We start from the raw sequence: 16,615 nt of genomic DNA on the forward strand, positions 1-16,615 counted from the left end.
AGCTATTTGTTATAAAAAGAACGCGCAGGTACCCAATCTTTAAAAATATTTTTCTGGTAGTCTATATAGCGGCTCCCCTCTTCTGTCGTAAGCTGTTTGCTCCAGGCTACACGTCCGCCGGTTGCTGCACCCTCGCCTTTGTTACTGAACTCGGCATAATAAGCAGTTTGTTCATTGGCAGGGTTATCCCAGTTATGCCAGCCTTCTGCACGAATGTGTTTACCCAGTTCGCAGTTGGCAAACACCACTTTGGCATTAGCCCGCCAGGGACGCCCCAGGTATACTTTATCGGCTGTTGCATCGGCAATGAGTTTACAGTTTACAAACACATAGCCATATTGCTGACGCTCAGTAGTAGAAGCTGCCGTAACATAAGAATTAGTAAGGCTTTTGATGGTACAATCCACAAACACCACGGTAGCATTGCCAAAAATGAAATCAGTAGTACCTTCTATCCAGCAACTGATAAAGCATTGCTGGCTACCATCATTGGCGGTGAATAACGTATCCTGGTTACCCAGCAGCTTACAATCGATCATGGTAAAACGGCTGCCTTCTACATGTAAGGCTACTGCTTGTCCTACCCTGCCAGATGCATTTTCAATTGTTAAACCGGCAATATTAATATCATTGCCCATGACACGCACGGTATAGGAAGTGAATGTGCTGAACTTCTCCTTGTTTACCGTGGTATCGGCATGAAGAAACTTACCGGAGTAATCTGCATTGGTGATAATGGTGCTGTCTTTACCTGCACCAATAATATCTACATTGGTTACCCAGGATGGAATCTCTATCTTTTCATGATACACGCCTTTTTTTACAGAGATAACAATATGCAGGGGTGAATAAGCACGCACTGCATTAATAGCTTCCTGTATAGTACGAAAATGGCCGGAGCCATCCTGTGCTACAGTAATACGCGTAAGGGGTTGGGGCGTGAACTTAACTGTAAAAGCCTTTTTCAAAAAACCATCAATGTAATTGACCATTGGCCCAAACCAGGGGTTAAACAAGGGAAAGCTATGTGGCGCATCATCAAACGTACGCACCTCACTATAAACACGATAATTATTTAATGCTTTTATATAATCTTCGCGGCCGGCATGCATCCTGTCTACCGAACTGTTGATAAACAAAGTGGGCGGGGTTTCCTTGCTTACATGGGTAAGCGGTGAAGCATCTGCCCATAATTGAGGATTGTCTTTTTTACTATATCCAAACCAGTAGGTACCGGCGGATGTTCTTTTACTATCATCCCCCTCCCCTGTTTCGGGATGCACAAACGACAGGGTGCCATCTAAATCCACTACTGCATTTACGCGGGAAGAAACACCCGTGTTTCCACCTGCACCTTCAAAAGTCGCCAGGTTGCCGGTAGTGCCCATAAAAGCAGCCAGCTCGCCACCGGCCGAAAAGCCCATAGCCACAACGCGTGAAGTATCTACCTGGTATTCCTTTGCATGTAACCTTACCCAACGTATGGCTGCTTTTACATCATACACACCTGCCGGATATAATGCTTCGGTTGACAACCGATATTCGGGCGTAAAACATACATAGCCCAGACTGGCCAGCTTTTGCGCCAGCGGATAATGTTGTGTGCGGTTGCCGCTACGCCACCCACCACCATGTATGATAACAACAGCAGTGCGTGCACTGGCAACCTTTGCAGCTGGATAAAAAACGTCCAGTTTTAGCTTACGCTTTCCCGTAGTGCTGTATATCACCTCTTTCTTCTCCACTACCGAAGCATCTGTAAAAGATGTCACCAATGTAATATTGGGGTTATCTTTTTTAGAATGCAGGTAAGCGCTGTAGTTGGTATAAGAGGTATCGGGCTGTGAGGTGATGCCCGCAGTAGATTGAGCAAAAGCAGCAACCGAAGTTGCTGCCAGCAAGAAAATCGTTAAACTGTTTTGTAAAAAACGCATATTTTATTGTTTAGGATAACCTGTATTCTGTTCCAGCTTGGGGTTGGCAGTGATTTGTTCCGATGGTATCGGGTAAATGCCCCGGTATGTCTCGGTTTGTCCTGTTTTAAACGCCCAGGTACTGGTAAAATAACTTCCAAAACGTATCATATCTCTTCTGCGATGGCCTTCCCATATAAACTCTCTCGCCCTTTCTTCTTCCAGGTTCTTCAATGTAAGTGAACCCAGCTGGCTGGCATTGCTTCTGCCTCTTACCTGGTTTACCAGGTCTAACGCCACACCTGACGATGAACTTATCCGGAAAAGCGCTTCCGCCTTGGTAAGCAATATATCGGAATATCTTAATAAAACAAGATCATTATCGCCATTATATCCACTCCACGTAGTACCGATCGGCGTATATTTTAATACTTTGTAACCTTCATTGTCTTCAGCACTTACCAGGTCTTTTACAGGCACCAGCACCAGTTGCTGACCATTCGATTGTAACAGCGGCGTACCATCCAGGTAAGTTTGCGGACCATATTCAATCAAGCCTTTTCTTTTATCGACATTTTCATACCTGTCCAGCGCTTCCTGGTAGGTACTATAACCATCGGCCGGGGTAAACGGCAGGTTATACTTTAGCTTATCCAACGCATGTTGGGTATACAGGATAAACTGATTGCCGCCTGCATTTTTAGCCGGATCAACAGAAAAAGAAGAGATCACTTCTTTAAATGTTTTCTTATTGGTAGAAGAGAAATTATCACCCACATTGGCTTCCAGGGAATAAGCACCGGTTTTAATAACACTGTCACACATAGCAGCTGCTTTTTCCCATTGCGGCGTGCCGGTATATACTTCTGCATTCAGATACATGGTAGCCAGTGCCGCGAAAATAGCTTCCCGGGTAAAGCGGGGATAATAAGCCGTTCTGTTTACATTATTCACCGAAGGCAGATCGGCTAACGCTGCTGTCATTTCCGTTTCTACAAACTTGAAAACATCCGCACGCCTGGTGGTGGTAGGCAGGTTATTAGGATCGATGCGTGCTACTGTTACCAACGGCACATTACCCCAGAAGTCCATTGCATAGAAATAACCGTAGGCACGTAAAGCCCTGGTTTCGGCAATTACCGCTTTCAGGTTGGCAGCATTGGGCGAAGCGTTCAAGCTTTCCAGCACCGCATTAGCCGTACCTATTTCCTGGAAGATATTAGTCCACGCACGGCCCGAAGTGGCATTGGCCGGTGTTACCTTATGCTGTATAATCTCAATATTCGAAGCATCGTACCAGCCACCACTGGCCCTGCCCGGTACAATAAATTCGTCTGTTCCAAATTCGGCTATCCTCCAGGGATCGCCAATATGCACGGTATACGATAACAACTGGTACACGCCCACCACAGAAGATAACGCTTCGGCTTCTGTGCTGTAATATGTTTCGGGCGATAAGCTTCCATAGCGTTCTTCTTCCAGCTTGGTACATCCACTGAATGCGGCTACTGCCAGCAACAGGATGGATATTTTTTGTATCATCATTTTCATAACGAGTCCATGTTTTTGTGTTCAATAACAGTTAAAAAATAACATTCACGCCAGCGCTGATAGTTCTGGATTTAGGATAAGCCAGATAATCAACACCGAGCGGCGCCACACCGGTTCCTGATATTTCGGAGTTCACTTCCGGATCCAATCCGCTGTAGCCTGTTATTACAAAAAGGTTTTGCGCCGAGATGTACACCCTGGCGTTGGATAAGAATGTATTTTTTACATTGATGTTATAAGACAGGCTTACGTTATCTAACCGCAGGAAAGAACCATTTTCAATCCAACGGGAAGAATATTGTTTAGGCTGATCACGCCCTACCCCGCTGGCTACGGCAATTTCCATTACGTTGCGGCCAGGCAGGTTGCTGAGATAGCCCAGGTTGTTGGCTGTAAGGTTATAAATATCGTTGCCCACAGAGCCTCTGGCGTTAAGGGTTAAAGTCCATCTTTTATAGTTGAAGGTGTTGCTGAAACCAAAGGTAAAATCAGGCTGCGCGCAGCCTATTACTGTATCTCCCGCAATGAATTGCTCTACACCATCTTTTATACCTGCAAAACGACGGCCATAAAAAGTACCTAAAGGCTGTCCGGGTGTAATCAACTGTGCATATACACCAGAGGTTAAGCCTTGTCCCTGCAAAGGCGCTATTTTAATGTTATCACCTTTAAACTGGTCATTACTCAGGCTTAACACTTTATTCCTGTTACGGCTAAAGTTAAGACTGCTTTCCCAGCTGAAATGATTCTTCTCTATAACAGTAGCGCCTAATTCCAGTTCAATGCCCTTGTTTTGTACACTACCCACGTTAGCCAATTGTGTGCTTACCGCAGTAGGCGAAGGCACCGGCAAACGAAGCAACAGATCGGTTGTTTTTTTCACATAATAATCAATACTACCATGTATCCTACCCTGCAGAAAAGCAAAATCCACCCCTCCGTCAAACTGTGCCGTTTGCTCCCAACGCAGGTTAGGGTTGGCATATTGCTGTGGCAACACAGTGGTGATTCTGCTCCCCCCTACTATATAACCGGTGGTAGTTGCACCCAGTGTGGTAATGGAGTTAAGGTTACCAATTTCCTGGTTACCGGTAATACCATAACTGGCACGTACTTTTAAATCAGACACAGGTGTAACGTTAAAGAACTTCTCACGCGAAATACGCCAGGCCACAGAACCACTGGGGAAATAGCCCCACTTGTTACCCGAACCAAAACGGCTGGAGCCATCTTTACGGATGGTACCCGTTACTAAAAAACGATCGTCGAAATTATAATTCACCCTGCTGTAAAAGGAGATCAGGGTATTGCTTTGCTTAAAAGTAGATACACTGCTAATAGTGCTGGCAGCCTGTAAGCTGTACCATTTAAACTCATCACTCAGGAAGCCATTGGCTGTGTTACGCAATCCTTCTTCTACAAAGTACTGGTATGAATAACCACCAATAGCATCCACTGCATGTTTACCAAAACGTTGGTTAAAGCGGAACACCATTTCCAGCAGCTTGCTATAATCCTGCAGTTTTTGCACACTGGCATAACCACCCAGCCCTTCTCCTAACGGATTGTTTTTGCTGATATAGGTGTTACGGTTAACCGTTTGGTTGGTATACCCCAGGTTTACATTCACACTAAGGGGTTTGACAATTTTATATGTAGTAGACAGGTTACCCAGGAAACGGTTATTGGTAAGCTGATCGGCTAAATCGGTAGAAAAAGATACCGGGTTCACCCGATAGGGCGGCACATGATTATAGCTGTCATTAGCCGCATACACAGGAAAGGTAGGGTTAAAAACATATGCTTCGTAGTTCATGCTGGTACCCGCTTCACTACCTACTGTGTTTGATACAGGCGCAGAATTAGAAAAGGTTTGCCCGTAGTTAACCCGCAGGTCAAAAGTGAGCTTATCATCCAGCGCCGAATGGTTTACATTGATACGTGCGTTGGTTCTGTTGAGTTTAGAACCAATCATCACGCCTTCCTGACTGCCATAGCCTAATGAAGCACGATAGGTGGTTTTATCACTGCCACCAAAGAAACTGAGAAAGTAATCCTGGTTATTGGCCGGACGGTAAATTTCATCCTGCCAGTTGGTATTGGCACCTTTATCATCAAACGACAAACCTAGTTTGTTGTTAATAGCGCGGTATTCATCGCCGGTGAGCATCTTCAGTTTTTTAGATACATTCGATACCCCACCAGATACATTCAAAGCCACCCTGCCTTTTCCGGCAGTACCTTTTTTAGTAGTGATCACTATTACCCCATTGGCTGCACGGGAACCATAGATAGCAGTAGAAGACGCATCTTTCAGCACAGTTACTGATTCTATATCATTCGGGTTTAAAGTCATCAGCGGGTTAGTAGGCTCCTGGTCGAAGAAGTCGGTGCTGTTGCCACGAATATTGGCCTGACTTACGCCGGCAGAGGTAGAAATAGGCACCCCATCTATCACATATAACGGATCGTTAGACCCCGTAAGGGAAGTTCCGCCACGCACCCTTACCGTGCTGGAACCACCAGGTTTACCACTATTTTGAGAAATGTTTACACCGGCCAGTTTGCCCTGTATACTTTGCTGTGGGCTTAACATTTGCCCCTGGTTAAAATCTTTGCTGCTCACTGCAGATACAGCGCCGGTTAGATCTTTCTGGCGTTGTGTGCCATAGCCCACTACCACTATGTTTTCCAGCTTTTTGTTTTCCTGTACCAGCAACACAGAAAACTCGCGTGTTTTGCCCACGCCAATGGATTGTGAAGCGTACCCTACATAAGTAAAATCCAGTACGGCTTTTTCGTCCGGTACGGTTAACTGAAAAGCACCATCGTTATCAGTGGTAGTTCCGGAGTTTTTGCCACGCACCTGCACACTTACGCCAGGCATGGGTTCTCCTTTCTCGTTCAACACCCGGCCTTTAATAGCAATGGGCGGCGGCAGGGCCGCTTCTTCTTTCAGCACCAGCGGCTCTTTCAGTTTTATAATTACTGTTTTTTCTACAATAGAATAAGTGAGCGGCTGATCTTTTAAACAAAGGTTTAATACCTGTTCCAACGTGGCATCCTTTACCGAAATGCTCACCTGCCGTGCCTTTTCCAGCACGGTGTTGGTATAAATAAACTGGTAACCACTTTGCGAACGGATGCTGGCAAACACCTTTTGCACCGGGGCTCGTTCGAAAGAAACCGAAATAAGCTGCGAATAGCCTTTTGCCTCAGCAGTCAGACATCCGGCCAGAATTAAGAAAAGCGACAGTTTCGTCATCATCAACAGTTTAATAAACCCGCTCCGCCGCAAGGGCAGAATAGATTTCATAAAAGCAAGCCGTTTCATACTTTTGCAATGTTTGGGTTAAGAAAGAATAAATAGTCACACCAGATTACTACCTTGATTTGCCCGGACTATTACAGCGGAAGTGGTACCAGCACTTCCGTTTTTTATTTCCGTGCAACCAGGGTAATTCCTTTTATTATTTATTTACAATAATTGTTTTACCTTCTATAGTAAAATGTACTTCTCCGGTTAGTTCCAGCATCTTCAACACCGTACTCAAATTCACTGCCCTTGATATATCGCCGTTGAACATCACTGTGCTGTTGTAGTTACCTAACACCACCTCTACATCGTACCATCGCGATAGTTGACGCATGAGTGTATGTATATCTGTATTATTAAAAGAAAAGAAATTGTTTTTCCAGGCGGTTATCTCGCTGGTGTTCACACCACTTTGCACTACTATTTCCCCTTTATCGCTCACCTTAGCCTGCTGTCCCGGAGCCAACAGTTGCTGGCTGCTGCCTTTTTTAACACGCACCGCTCCTTCCAGCAAAGTAGTGTTAATCGCTGCTTCATCGCTATAGGCATTGATGTTGAATTGTGTGCCAAGCACCTCTACACTGGTACCATTGGCCTTTACACGAAAAGGTTTTTGTTTGTTTTTCGCCACATCAAAGTAAGCTTCGCCGGTAATCTCCACTTCCCGCACCGAATCGGCAAACGCTACCGGGTAGCGGATAGAGGAAGCTGCGTTTAACCATACCCGTGTACCATCTTCCAACACCAGTTGAAACTGTTTACCACGTGCGGTACCAACGGTATTGAAACCTGCCGGTAGCAAGGTTTTACCATCGGCAGATACATAACTTATTTTCCCATCTTTTTTAACGATATTGATATTTCCCTGCCTGCTTAAACTGCCATCTTTGATGCTATCTAATATAATAGTTGAACCATCCGCCAGCGTAAGCACTGCGCCATCTGTACCGGGCGCAACATCCTGTGTGTTAGTGATACCCGGCTTTAACGCCAGCGTGGAACGATGTGAAAGCAAATTACGATAAGCATACAATAAGCTGCCTGCCAGCAACACCATCACTGCCGCAGCTGCCCACGTAATACGCCTGTTGCGGCCTGACGATGCCGGCATAGATATTACTTTTGTGTGGTGGGCTAATACAAACAACCGTATCCGTTCAGATGCAGCTTCATCCAATGTTTCCTTACCCGGCAAACGACTCCAGGCTTCTGCCATGTATTCCTTCACCCATTCCTCCTGCCCTGCATCTGCTAGCAGTTGCATCAGTTCCGTATCTTCTTCGGGGGTACATGTACCGGTAACATACCTGTTGAGCAGGTAGCGCAATCGTTTATTTTCTTCCATACAGCTTTGCCAGGGTATTAAGGATTTACGGCATAAATCCCCGCCCTATACCATAAGGACAACCGGGCTGGAAAACAGGGCTAGAAGAGTAAGAAAAAAAACAGGAGAACAGATACCGGATGGGTATCAAAAAACAAGCGAATTTTACGTAATGCACTGACCATGTGCGCTTTAACGGTATTGGGAGATAATTGCAACTGCCGGGAAATTTCTTCATTTTTCAACCCCATTTCGCGGTTTAAACGAAAAATAGTGCGTTGCTGCGGAGTTAATTGCTGCATAGCCAGTTGCAGGGTGTGCAGCTGATCTTTGTATCCGATATACTGGTTCACCGGCTCATCCGCAACAACATGTGTGGTAGCTACCGCCGCCTTCATTTTGCGCTCTCCGGCTATCTTTTTCAATTGATTAAAGCAGATGTTACGGGTAATTACACTTAACCAGGCATCTATATTATCTACATCCACCAATACCTCACGATTAAGCCACACCTTTAAAAATACATCCTGGGTAACTTCCTCGGCAATAGTAACAGAACGGGAAAAATGATAGGCGTAAGAATAAATCTTGTGCTTATAATGCTCAAATAAAGCTGTGAAGGCTTCTGCATCACCCCGTGCCACATCAGCACGAAGCCGCTCATATAAAAAGCAATCAGTTTGCATATACCAAGGCAATCGTTGTTCAATCGGCCCTAAAAGTACAATAAACCACGATTCGGGCAAATGTTAGCACAAAAAAAAGCTGCCCCCTTTCAGCAATCCTCGCTGCTCCCCCCTGGTAACGCAAATCTTTTGGTTACCTACTGAACAAATCTGTTCATTTTGTTCAGTAACCATGCGTTCTTTCATACACAATTCACATATATAATAGAATATGTAATATTATTCACACGCACCTATAACTAATTATACATATGCTCAAAAGAAAAGAAACAATCTGAAAAATAGGTTGTATTTTATGCGTGCTGTATGGATAGTGTGCTGCTTGTCTTCACTCCTTCTTCTATTAAACAAACAATACCCCAACTTATGACAAAAACAAAAACTTCACTTACCGTAAACATTTTACGGGGCGACGCCAAGGTATTAATTGCCTGTAACCTGGACAAGAAAGACATTACCAACCTGGCAGGTTTTACCATTCAATGCCAGCCCGAGGGTATGACAGCTTATTACTTGTTTAACAAACTACAGTTTCCCGATGTAAACGGTCATGCCCGTGTAGCCAAAGAACCCGCACAATCCAGTGTAAACGCTCCCATCCAAAAGTTTCGCTGGCTGCATGTTCCAGGGGGCGTGCACCAGTTGAACGGAGTGATATATGGCAAATACACTTATACCGTTACTCCACGTTACTTTGATAAAGGCAAACTACTGCCTATTGATAAGCAGTTAAGCGTAACAGTAAAAACTGTGGTTGCACCCTTTGAAAAAAATAATATTCAATTAGGCTTTACCAGGGGCTTCGTGCAATCGCAGGCGTTTGTAAACCATTTTGGCTTACAGGCATTATTTAAACCCAAAGACAACCCGCTGTTGTTTGACACCACCCAACAGGCAGGCATTAACAATGAAGGACAACCATATAGCTTCCTGGATGAATATAACTGGAGCGGCTTTACTGCACGGCAAAAGATATTTGGCGTATTAGAAGAAGTGCTGAAGAATAAAAACTTGCAGCTGGATGTGTTCGCTTACGATTTAAACGAAACCGATATTCTCAAACATTTTATAACGCTGGCAGGCCAGGGCCGCATTAGGATTATACTGGACGACGCTCCTTTACATCACGATACTAAAGATCCCAAGCCAGAAGATGAATTTGAAAAAGCTTTTCGTAAAGCTGACAAAAAGCAATTAGAAGGTGGCAAGAAAGTATCATCTATTATCCGGGGCAATTTCAGCCGCTTTCAGCATAATAAGGTGATGCTTGTATCCAAAGGCAAACAACGCACACCAGTAAAAGTGGTAAGCGGGTCTACCAATTTTTCCACTACCGGCATGTATGTAAACTCCAATCACATCATTGTATTCAACGATGCTAATATTACTGCCCTCTATCAGCAATTGTTTAACGAAGCCTGGAACACACAAACCAAAACCGCAGAATTTTTAAAGTCGGTACTACCCACCCAGGAGTTTGTTTTTAAAGGTAAAGCACAGCCATATACCGCTATTACCTTTGCACCGCACACTTCGGAACAGGCGCTTACTAATTTGAATAAGATAGTGGATCGCATGAATGCTGAAACCAACAGCATATTGTTTGCGGTAATGGGTACCGATCCTAAGACCACCGGGCCCGTAGCACCTGCCCTGATTGAATTAAATAAAAGAACGAATATATTTTCCTGTGGCATTACCGACTCCGATAATGGTCTTACTTTTTATAAACCTTCTGCGACTACCGGCATCCGCGTTACAGGTAAACCTGGTAAAACCTTACTCCCGCCACCTTTTAACCAGGAAAAGAGCGTAGGCATCGGGCACCAGGTACATCATAAATTCATTGTTTGTGGATTTAACACACCCAATGCTGTTGTGTGGCTGGGATCAAGTAACCTGGCGCTGGGTGGCGAAATGGCAAATGGCGATAACCTGATAGAGATACGCGATAAAGATATTGCTACCGTGTTTGCGTTAGAAGCCTTGGCACTGGTAGACCATTTCCAGTTTAGAAACGCTTTTCCCGCTCCGGAAAAAAAGACGAATACTTTACCCCCAACCTTTAGTCTTAGTACAGATGGCAAATGGGCCAGAAGCTATTACCAGAAAAATGATTTGCATTGTGTGGACAGGGAACTATTCGCTGTTGCAACAACAAAGAATAATTTATAAGTACCTGATTGTTACGGCTATGCTTATCCAAAGCATGGCCGTATTTATTTTTTAAATAAAATACATTTTTTAGCTTCAAAAACAATCGTTTATCATTGAAAAGAATAAGGATGTAACTTTTAATTCAATATTTTTGATCTCTTTTAAGATCCATAATCCCAATTTGTGAGCTGTAACATCCCTTTCCCTTATGCTGCCAAGGAAGATATTGATTATGTAATACAGTTATTAAGTACCATTTACCCGGTAAGTGATGCGTTAAAAGCTGAATTTCATCAACACGTAGTAGTAATACACGGCAGCAAAAATGAAATACTAGCCCGCCAGGGAGAAGTTTGCAACTATCTCTATTTTATTAAAACAGGGGCGATTATGGGATATACGCTTCACAACCGGAAACAAATAACCACTTACATATCCATTGAAAACGAATTTGTTAGCTCTATTTCGGGTTTGTACGGTACCGCTCCTTCCGTTGAAAATATGATGACGGTAGAGCCTTCCGTTCTACTAGCCATTTCCCTTGAAAAAGTACGTGGTTTGCTAGAGCATTATTTCGATTTCAACTACATTGTACGGATAATGATGGAGCGCTATTACCAGGATGCGCAGGAAAGGGCCCTGGTTATACGGATTGGCAATGCCAGTGAACGGTTTGCTTATTTTATGAGAACGAAACCTGGCTATTTGGAACGCCTGTCGGTAGAACATATTTCATCCTTCCTGGATATTAAGCCTGCCACCCTGTCCAGGATCAAAAAACAATATATCGCCGCTCCTGCACAAGCAAAAGAAACCAGCGAAGCCTGCCAACACATTGATACATATATTCAGGCAAACAAGCCCTATACAAACCGCAATATTACCCTTGCCGGCCTGGCAGCTGAACTGGAAATGACGCCACACGCCCTATCCCTGTTATTAAACAATCACTACCATCTCAACTTTACCGACTTCATTAATAATCAACGTGTTAACAGCATTAAAGAACAAATGTCTCAACCCGGTAGTCTGCAAAACATTACCATTGAAGCGCTGGCAACCCAGGTAGGCTTTTCGTCGCGCAGCGCCTTTTACAATGCTTTTAAAAAACTGGTAGGTATGAGTCCGCTGCAATATGCCCAATCTCTGGCACCTTCCAGTCCTGTATTATAAACAGGACAAACTTCTCCCTCATATACACGGTTGAGAATCTGCTATTTATTACTTTTACACCGTTACAGCACAAAAGCAAATTCCCAACCTACATTATAACCAAATACCACCACCATTATTTCTATATGGAATGGCAAGGTTATGCGCGGGTTGATTTATACACTCTAAACCGAATCATTTATCAAACATGGCAGCCTACTGTCATTCATTATCATATCATAGCTATCCCTGAAATTGACCGTTGTGCCTGACGGCAAAACGGTCTCCCCCCGGACCCACTATTTAACCTTAGGCTGGATGGTATTGCTGCATAATATTACCATACGGCGCCAGAAAAAGCTATGTTTTGTAATAAAACATAGCTTTTTGGTTTTTACCTGTCAGCTATGTAAACAAGTTATTAATATATAAATTTTATCATTTCATCGTTATCTTAATTTGTAATTTACAGGCTATAACAACTAAACCTGCTTTTTATGCGCCTGGCTTTACGGCTCAACCTGTTTAAAAAACATTTTGCTCTTTTAAGCTGTCTTATCTTTATTCATTTTAACACGCTGCATGCACAGCTGACAGCGAGCTTTACTGCCGATAACATCAGTGGCTGCTCGCCCCTGACAGTAAATTTTTCCAATACCAGCACCGGCACCTCTGCCAGCACTATCTATTCATGGAGCCTGGGTAATAGCAGCAGCAGCAGTGATAAAAATGCCGCTGCTATTTATACAGAAGCCAAAAGCTATACGGTTACTCTCACGGTTACTGATGGCAATAAAACAGCCACTTCCTCTAAAACCATTACGGTAAACGAAAACCCGGTAGTTGACTTTACGGTGTCTTCCCAAAAAGTATGTTCGCCAGGTAATGTTACATTTACTCCTGCTGTAACTAACAGCACCATTACCTCCTGCACCTGGGATTTTGGAGATGGCACTACCACGCAAACCAATGCATATCCAACTCAGCATTACTACCCTGTAGCCACTGATGTAAGCATTAGTCTCACTGTTACCAACAGCAAGGGATGTACAGGATTTGCTTTAAAAAACAACTATATTCATATTGCTGCACCCGTAACCGCCACATTTGAAGCGGATAAAACCTTCTTGTGTGCATTAGGCGATCCTTTGCATTTTACCAATACCAGCACCGGCGGCACCCCGCTTACCTATTCCTGGACCTTTGGAGATGGTGGCACCGCTACAGAAAAAGAACCTGCTCATAACTACACGCAAAAAGGCACTTATTCGGTAACGCTTACAGCCACCGATGCCGATGGCTGTTCGGCCAGTGCAACCAAAAGCAGCTATTTAAATATTGCCAATTACAGTACAGACTTTACCGTTCCGGACCTGCTATGTCAGAACGCCAGCCTGGTTTTTAATAATCAATCAAACCCCATCAACTATAATGCGCAATGGAGTATAGATGGCAATCTCACTTACTGGAGCTATTCTTCATTATATACCAATATTTACACGCCAGGCAACCATACCATTTCTTTAACCAATACCTTTGGCACCTGCATTCAAACAATTACTAAAACAGTAACCGTGCAAGCCAGTCCTAACACAACTGGATTTATTACCGATTACCAGAGATGTGATCCCACCATGACTTTACATGTAAAAGACACTACTGCAGGTGCTGTAAAATGGGAATGGTACAACAACTATAATTATACTAACTTCCCCAACACCACACAGGAATTTACATTCAGCTATCCTTCACACAATAACTACTCTATTTCCCTACGGGTAAGCAATGCAGCAGGTTGCAGTACCTCTGTAGGAAAGAACATTGACTTTAGTACACCAACAGCATACATTACCCCTACTAACCTAGACCCCAGTTCCAATCAATCCAATCATCATTGTGGTAAAGGCGATTTTCGTTTCACCATGTCCGATCCTTATCTGGAAAGTGGGGATGCTGTTAGTACCTGGAACTGGACCTTTGGCGATGGCGGCACTTCTACCCAGGCTATTCCCGAACATACCTATACAAAGGCCGGCTCGTACCCTGTAAATGTAACCTTTACTACCAGCAAGGGTTGCACAGGCACAGCTTACACTTATTATTATACCACTATTTATATAGACACACTTATAAAACCCGACTTCACGGCTAGTACCACCAGCCTATGTGGTTCGGGCTATGCTACATTAACAGATAACCTGGGATATTATTCGGTTAGCGGAGATTATATATACCGAACATGGTATGTAGATAACGCCTACAACAATTGGGGTAGCTACTACAATTCCAACCAGATTTCTTTAAGCAGCATGGGCAAGCATACTATAAAACTGATTGTGAATAGTGGCGCCTGCACAGATTCTGTTATCAAAGTAAACTACCTGGAAGTATTACCTCCGATACTGGAGACTAATGCCACGTCCTACACCAGCAATTGTGAAGACAACCGGGGCAAAATAAATTTTAAACTGAAAGCAGAACAGGTAGATAAATGGGAATGGGATTATGGCGATGGGCAGAAAGCCACTTACACCATCTTATCCGATACCACGCACACTTACACTAAATCAGGCAGCTATACAGTCAACATAAAAGCCACCACTGGCAGTTGCTCTGTAAGCCGGCAGGTATACGTAAACGTGCAATTAAAACTGGTGCCTACATTAAGCACTACAGCAACAGAAATATGTAAAGGAGGAGATTTGCCCTTTACCTTGCAGGTAAATCCTTCCGACCCAGGCTATCTGCCGTATAATTACTATTACTTATTCAACTGGCAATATGAAGATGGCACCAATTACAACCGTTATTATTATTCTTATTTGCAATTAGCTCCATCTGCCACAGGCATTCTTGAAAAAGTAGATAGCACTAAACAAAAAATAAGAGCCATTTTACAATACAATGGGTGCATAGATACCACTAACTATATTACCCTGACATTTAAAGAGTGTACACCACCTGTTATTCCCGATCCACCGGTAACACCCACACAACCCGCAGTTTCGGCAACAGTGAGCAAAACATTGTTAAGCAGCAGCAAATGTCCGCCTGTGCTTGTTCAACTATCTGCCAGCATCAACGTTTCTTACACCAGGCGGGTATGGAATTTTGGTGATGGCACTATTGTCGAAGGCACTGGTTACACCTCGCATGTATACACCAGACCAGGCAAATATTTTATTACGCTGGATGTATACAACAACACTACATTGATTGGCACTTACAAAGACTCTGTTGTTATTTACCAATCGCAAACAGCAGTAACCCTTACCAATAACGAAGGATGCCCTGGCCAAACAGTCACTTTACAGGCAACCGGCTCTAATACCAGCTCGCTGATATGGGATTTTGGAGATGGTAATGTGCAGGCAAGCAGTGCCCAGGTTACACATACCTACACGAAGGCCGGTAATTATAGCCCCGCAGTAGTTGAAAAAGACGCACAGGGCTGCACTTATTATACCGATGCCGGGGAGCAAGCCATTATTCACCCGATCCCTACCATACAAATAAACCCAGCTAATGGAGCCACCTGCCGGGGTAGCGCTGTGGCGCTCACCGCTACCGGTGCAACCAATTATGAATGGACGCCAGCCACAGGTTTAAACAATAATCAGGTAGCTAATCCCATGGCATCTCCCCCCCAAACAACTGAATACACTATTAATGGCACCAGCCAATGGGGATGCAAAGGAAGCACCACCTATACAGTGGAAGTATACCAGCCTTTTAGCCTGGTGCTGCCTGCAACAGCCAGTATTTGTAAAGGAGAGAGCATTCAGTTACAGGCTTCCGGGGCAGATACCTATAAATGGATAAACAATACCAGCAATTTAAGCAATACCCAGTCTGCCACCCCCGTGGCCAATCCGCAAAGCACTATACAGTATACACTGGTAGGTTATGATACACATCAATGCTTTACCGATACCGCCACAATCACCGTTACGGTAAACCCTTTGCCTGTTGTAGATGCAGGTAAAGATGCAGAAGTACTGGTAGGTGTTCCCGTTCCCTTAACTGCCACCTCACCGGATGTTATTACACAATGGAACTGGCAGCCTGCTACTTACTTAAACTGTACCAGCTGTGCTTCACCGGTAAGTACCCCTATGTCGCAAATTAGCTATGTAGTAACAGGCACTAACCAATATAATTGTAAAGCCACTGACACCGTAACTATTAAAATGCAGTGCCAGCAACAACTGGTGCAAATACCTACGGGCTTTTCTCCAAACGGGGATGGCAGAAACGATTACTTTACTATAAAAGGCATTTCCTTTATCAAACACATGACCATATTTAACCGATGGGGCCTGAAAGTGTTTGATCGCAGTAACTTTATTGCCAGCGACCAAAGTAATTGCTGGGACGGTAAATACAATGGTGAATTACAACCTCCCGGCGCCTATGTATACTTTATTGAAATGCAATGCCCCGATGGTGGCGTGTTTTTAAGAAATGGCACTATTACCGTGATAAGATAATAAAGCAGGTTAACGCATAACAAAAA

At 44.0% G+C, this 16,615-nt stretch carries 8 protein-coding genes; 3 read left to right on the forward strand and 5 right to left on the reverse strand.

Annotated features, from left to right (window positions below):
* Positions 1 to 2: 2 nt before the first annotated feature.
* From FLA_RS31725 to FLA_RS15425, 5 genes are all read right to left on the reverse strand, one after another.
* Positions 3 to 1,934, reverse strand: a complete 1,932-nt coding sequence (locus tag FLA_RS31725) for a pectinesterase family protein (protein WP_076377796.1) — start codon at positions 1,932 to 1,934, stop codon at positions 3 to 5.
* Positions 1,935 to 1,937: 3 nt separating this feature from the next.
* Positions 1,938 to 3,464, reverse strand: coding sequence for a RagB/SusD family nutrient uptake outer membrane protein (locus FLA_RS15410; RefSeq protein ID WP_076377794.1), 1,527 nt, complete (start codon positions 3,462 to 3,464; stop codon positions 1,938 to 1,940).
* 31 nt (positions 3,465 to 3,495) lie between these two features.
* A complete protein-coding gene (locus FLA_RS15415) occupies positions 3,496 to 6,780 on the reverse strand; it encodes a TonB-dependent receptor (protein WP_159445079.1) in 3,285 nt (1,094 codons plus the stop codon).
* Positions 6,781 to 6,934: 154 nt separating this feature from the next.
* The gene (locus FLA_RS15420; protein ID WP_076377792.1) at positions 6,935 to 8,125 is read right to left on the reverse strand and encodes a FecR family protein; all 1,191 of its coding nucleotides are present in this window, start codon (positions 8,123 to 8,125) and stop codon (positions 6,935 to 6,937) included.
* An 80-nt stretch (positions 8,126 to 8,205) separates the two neighbouring features.
* Positions 8,206 to 8,790, reverse strand: coding sequence for an RNA polymerase sigma factor (locus FLA_RS15425; protein ID WP_076377790.1), 585 nt, complete (start codon positions 8,788 to 8,790; stop codon positions 8,206 to 8,208).
* Between the two features lie 366 nt (positions 8,791 to 9,156).
* Here FLA_RS15425 and FLA_RS15430 point away from each other — a divergent pair, with 366 nt between their 5' ends.
* From FLA_RS15430 to FLA_RS15440, 3 genes are all read left to right on the forward strand, one after another.
* Positions 9,157 to 10,965: a phospholipase D-like domain-containing protein gene (locus FLA_RS15430; protein ID WP_076377788.1), complete on the forward strand. Its 1,809-nt coding sequence runs from the start codon at positions 9,157 to 9,159 to the stop codon at positions 10,963 to 10,965.
* Between the two features lie 165 nt (positions 10,966 to 11,130).
* Complete coding sequence (locus FLA_RS15435; RefSeq protein ID WP_076377786.1) at positions 11,131 to 12,120, forward strand: helix-turn-helix domain-containing protein; 990 nt, start codon at positions 11,131 to 11,133, stop codon at positions 12,118 to 12,120.
* A 476-nt stretch (positions 12,121 to 12,596) separates the two neighbouring features.
* A complete protein-coding gene (locus FLA_RS15440) occupies positions 12,597 to 16,589 on the forward strand; it encodes a PKD domain-containing protein (protein ID WP_076377784.1) in 3,993 nt (1,330 codons plus the stop codon).
* Positions 16,590 to 16,615: the final 26 nt, after the last annotated feature.

It is taken from the genome of Filimonas lacunae, from assembly GCF_002355595.1.
GTDB lineage: Bacteria > Bacteroidota > Bacteroidia > Chitinophagales > Chitinophagaceae > Filimonas > Filimonas lacunae.

Bases quoted from the DNA above. Each gene is read 5' to 3' on its own strand.
- FLA_RS15415 (WP_159445079.1), bottom strand. From the start codon at position 6,780: ATGAAATCTATTCTGCCCTTGCGGCGGAGCGGGTTTATTAAACTGTTG.
- FLA_RS15430 (WP_076377788.1), top strand. From the start codon at position 9,157: ATGACAAAAACAAAAACTTCACTTACCGTAAACATTTTACGGGGCGAC.
- FLA_RS31725 (WP_076377796.1), bottom strand. From the start codon at position 1,934: ATGCGTTTTTTACAAAACAGTTTAACGATTTTCTTGCTGGCAGCAACT.
- FLA_RS15410 (WP_076377794.1), bottom strand. From the start codon at position 3,464: ATGAAAATGATGATACAAAAAATATCCATCCTGTTGCTGGCAGTAGCC.
- FLA_RS15420 (WP_076377792.1), bottom strand. From the start codon at position 8,125: ATGGAAGAAAATAAACGATTGCGCTACCTGCTCAACAGGTATGTTACC.
- FLA_RS15425 (WP_076377790.1), bottom strand. From the start codon at position 8,790: ATGCAAACTGATTGCTTTTTATATGAGCGGCTTCGTGCTGATGTGGCA.
- FLA_RS15440 (WP_076377784.1), top strand. From the start codon at position 12,597: ATGCGCCTGGCTTTACGGCTCAACCTGTTTAAAAAACATTTTGCTCTT.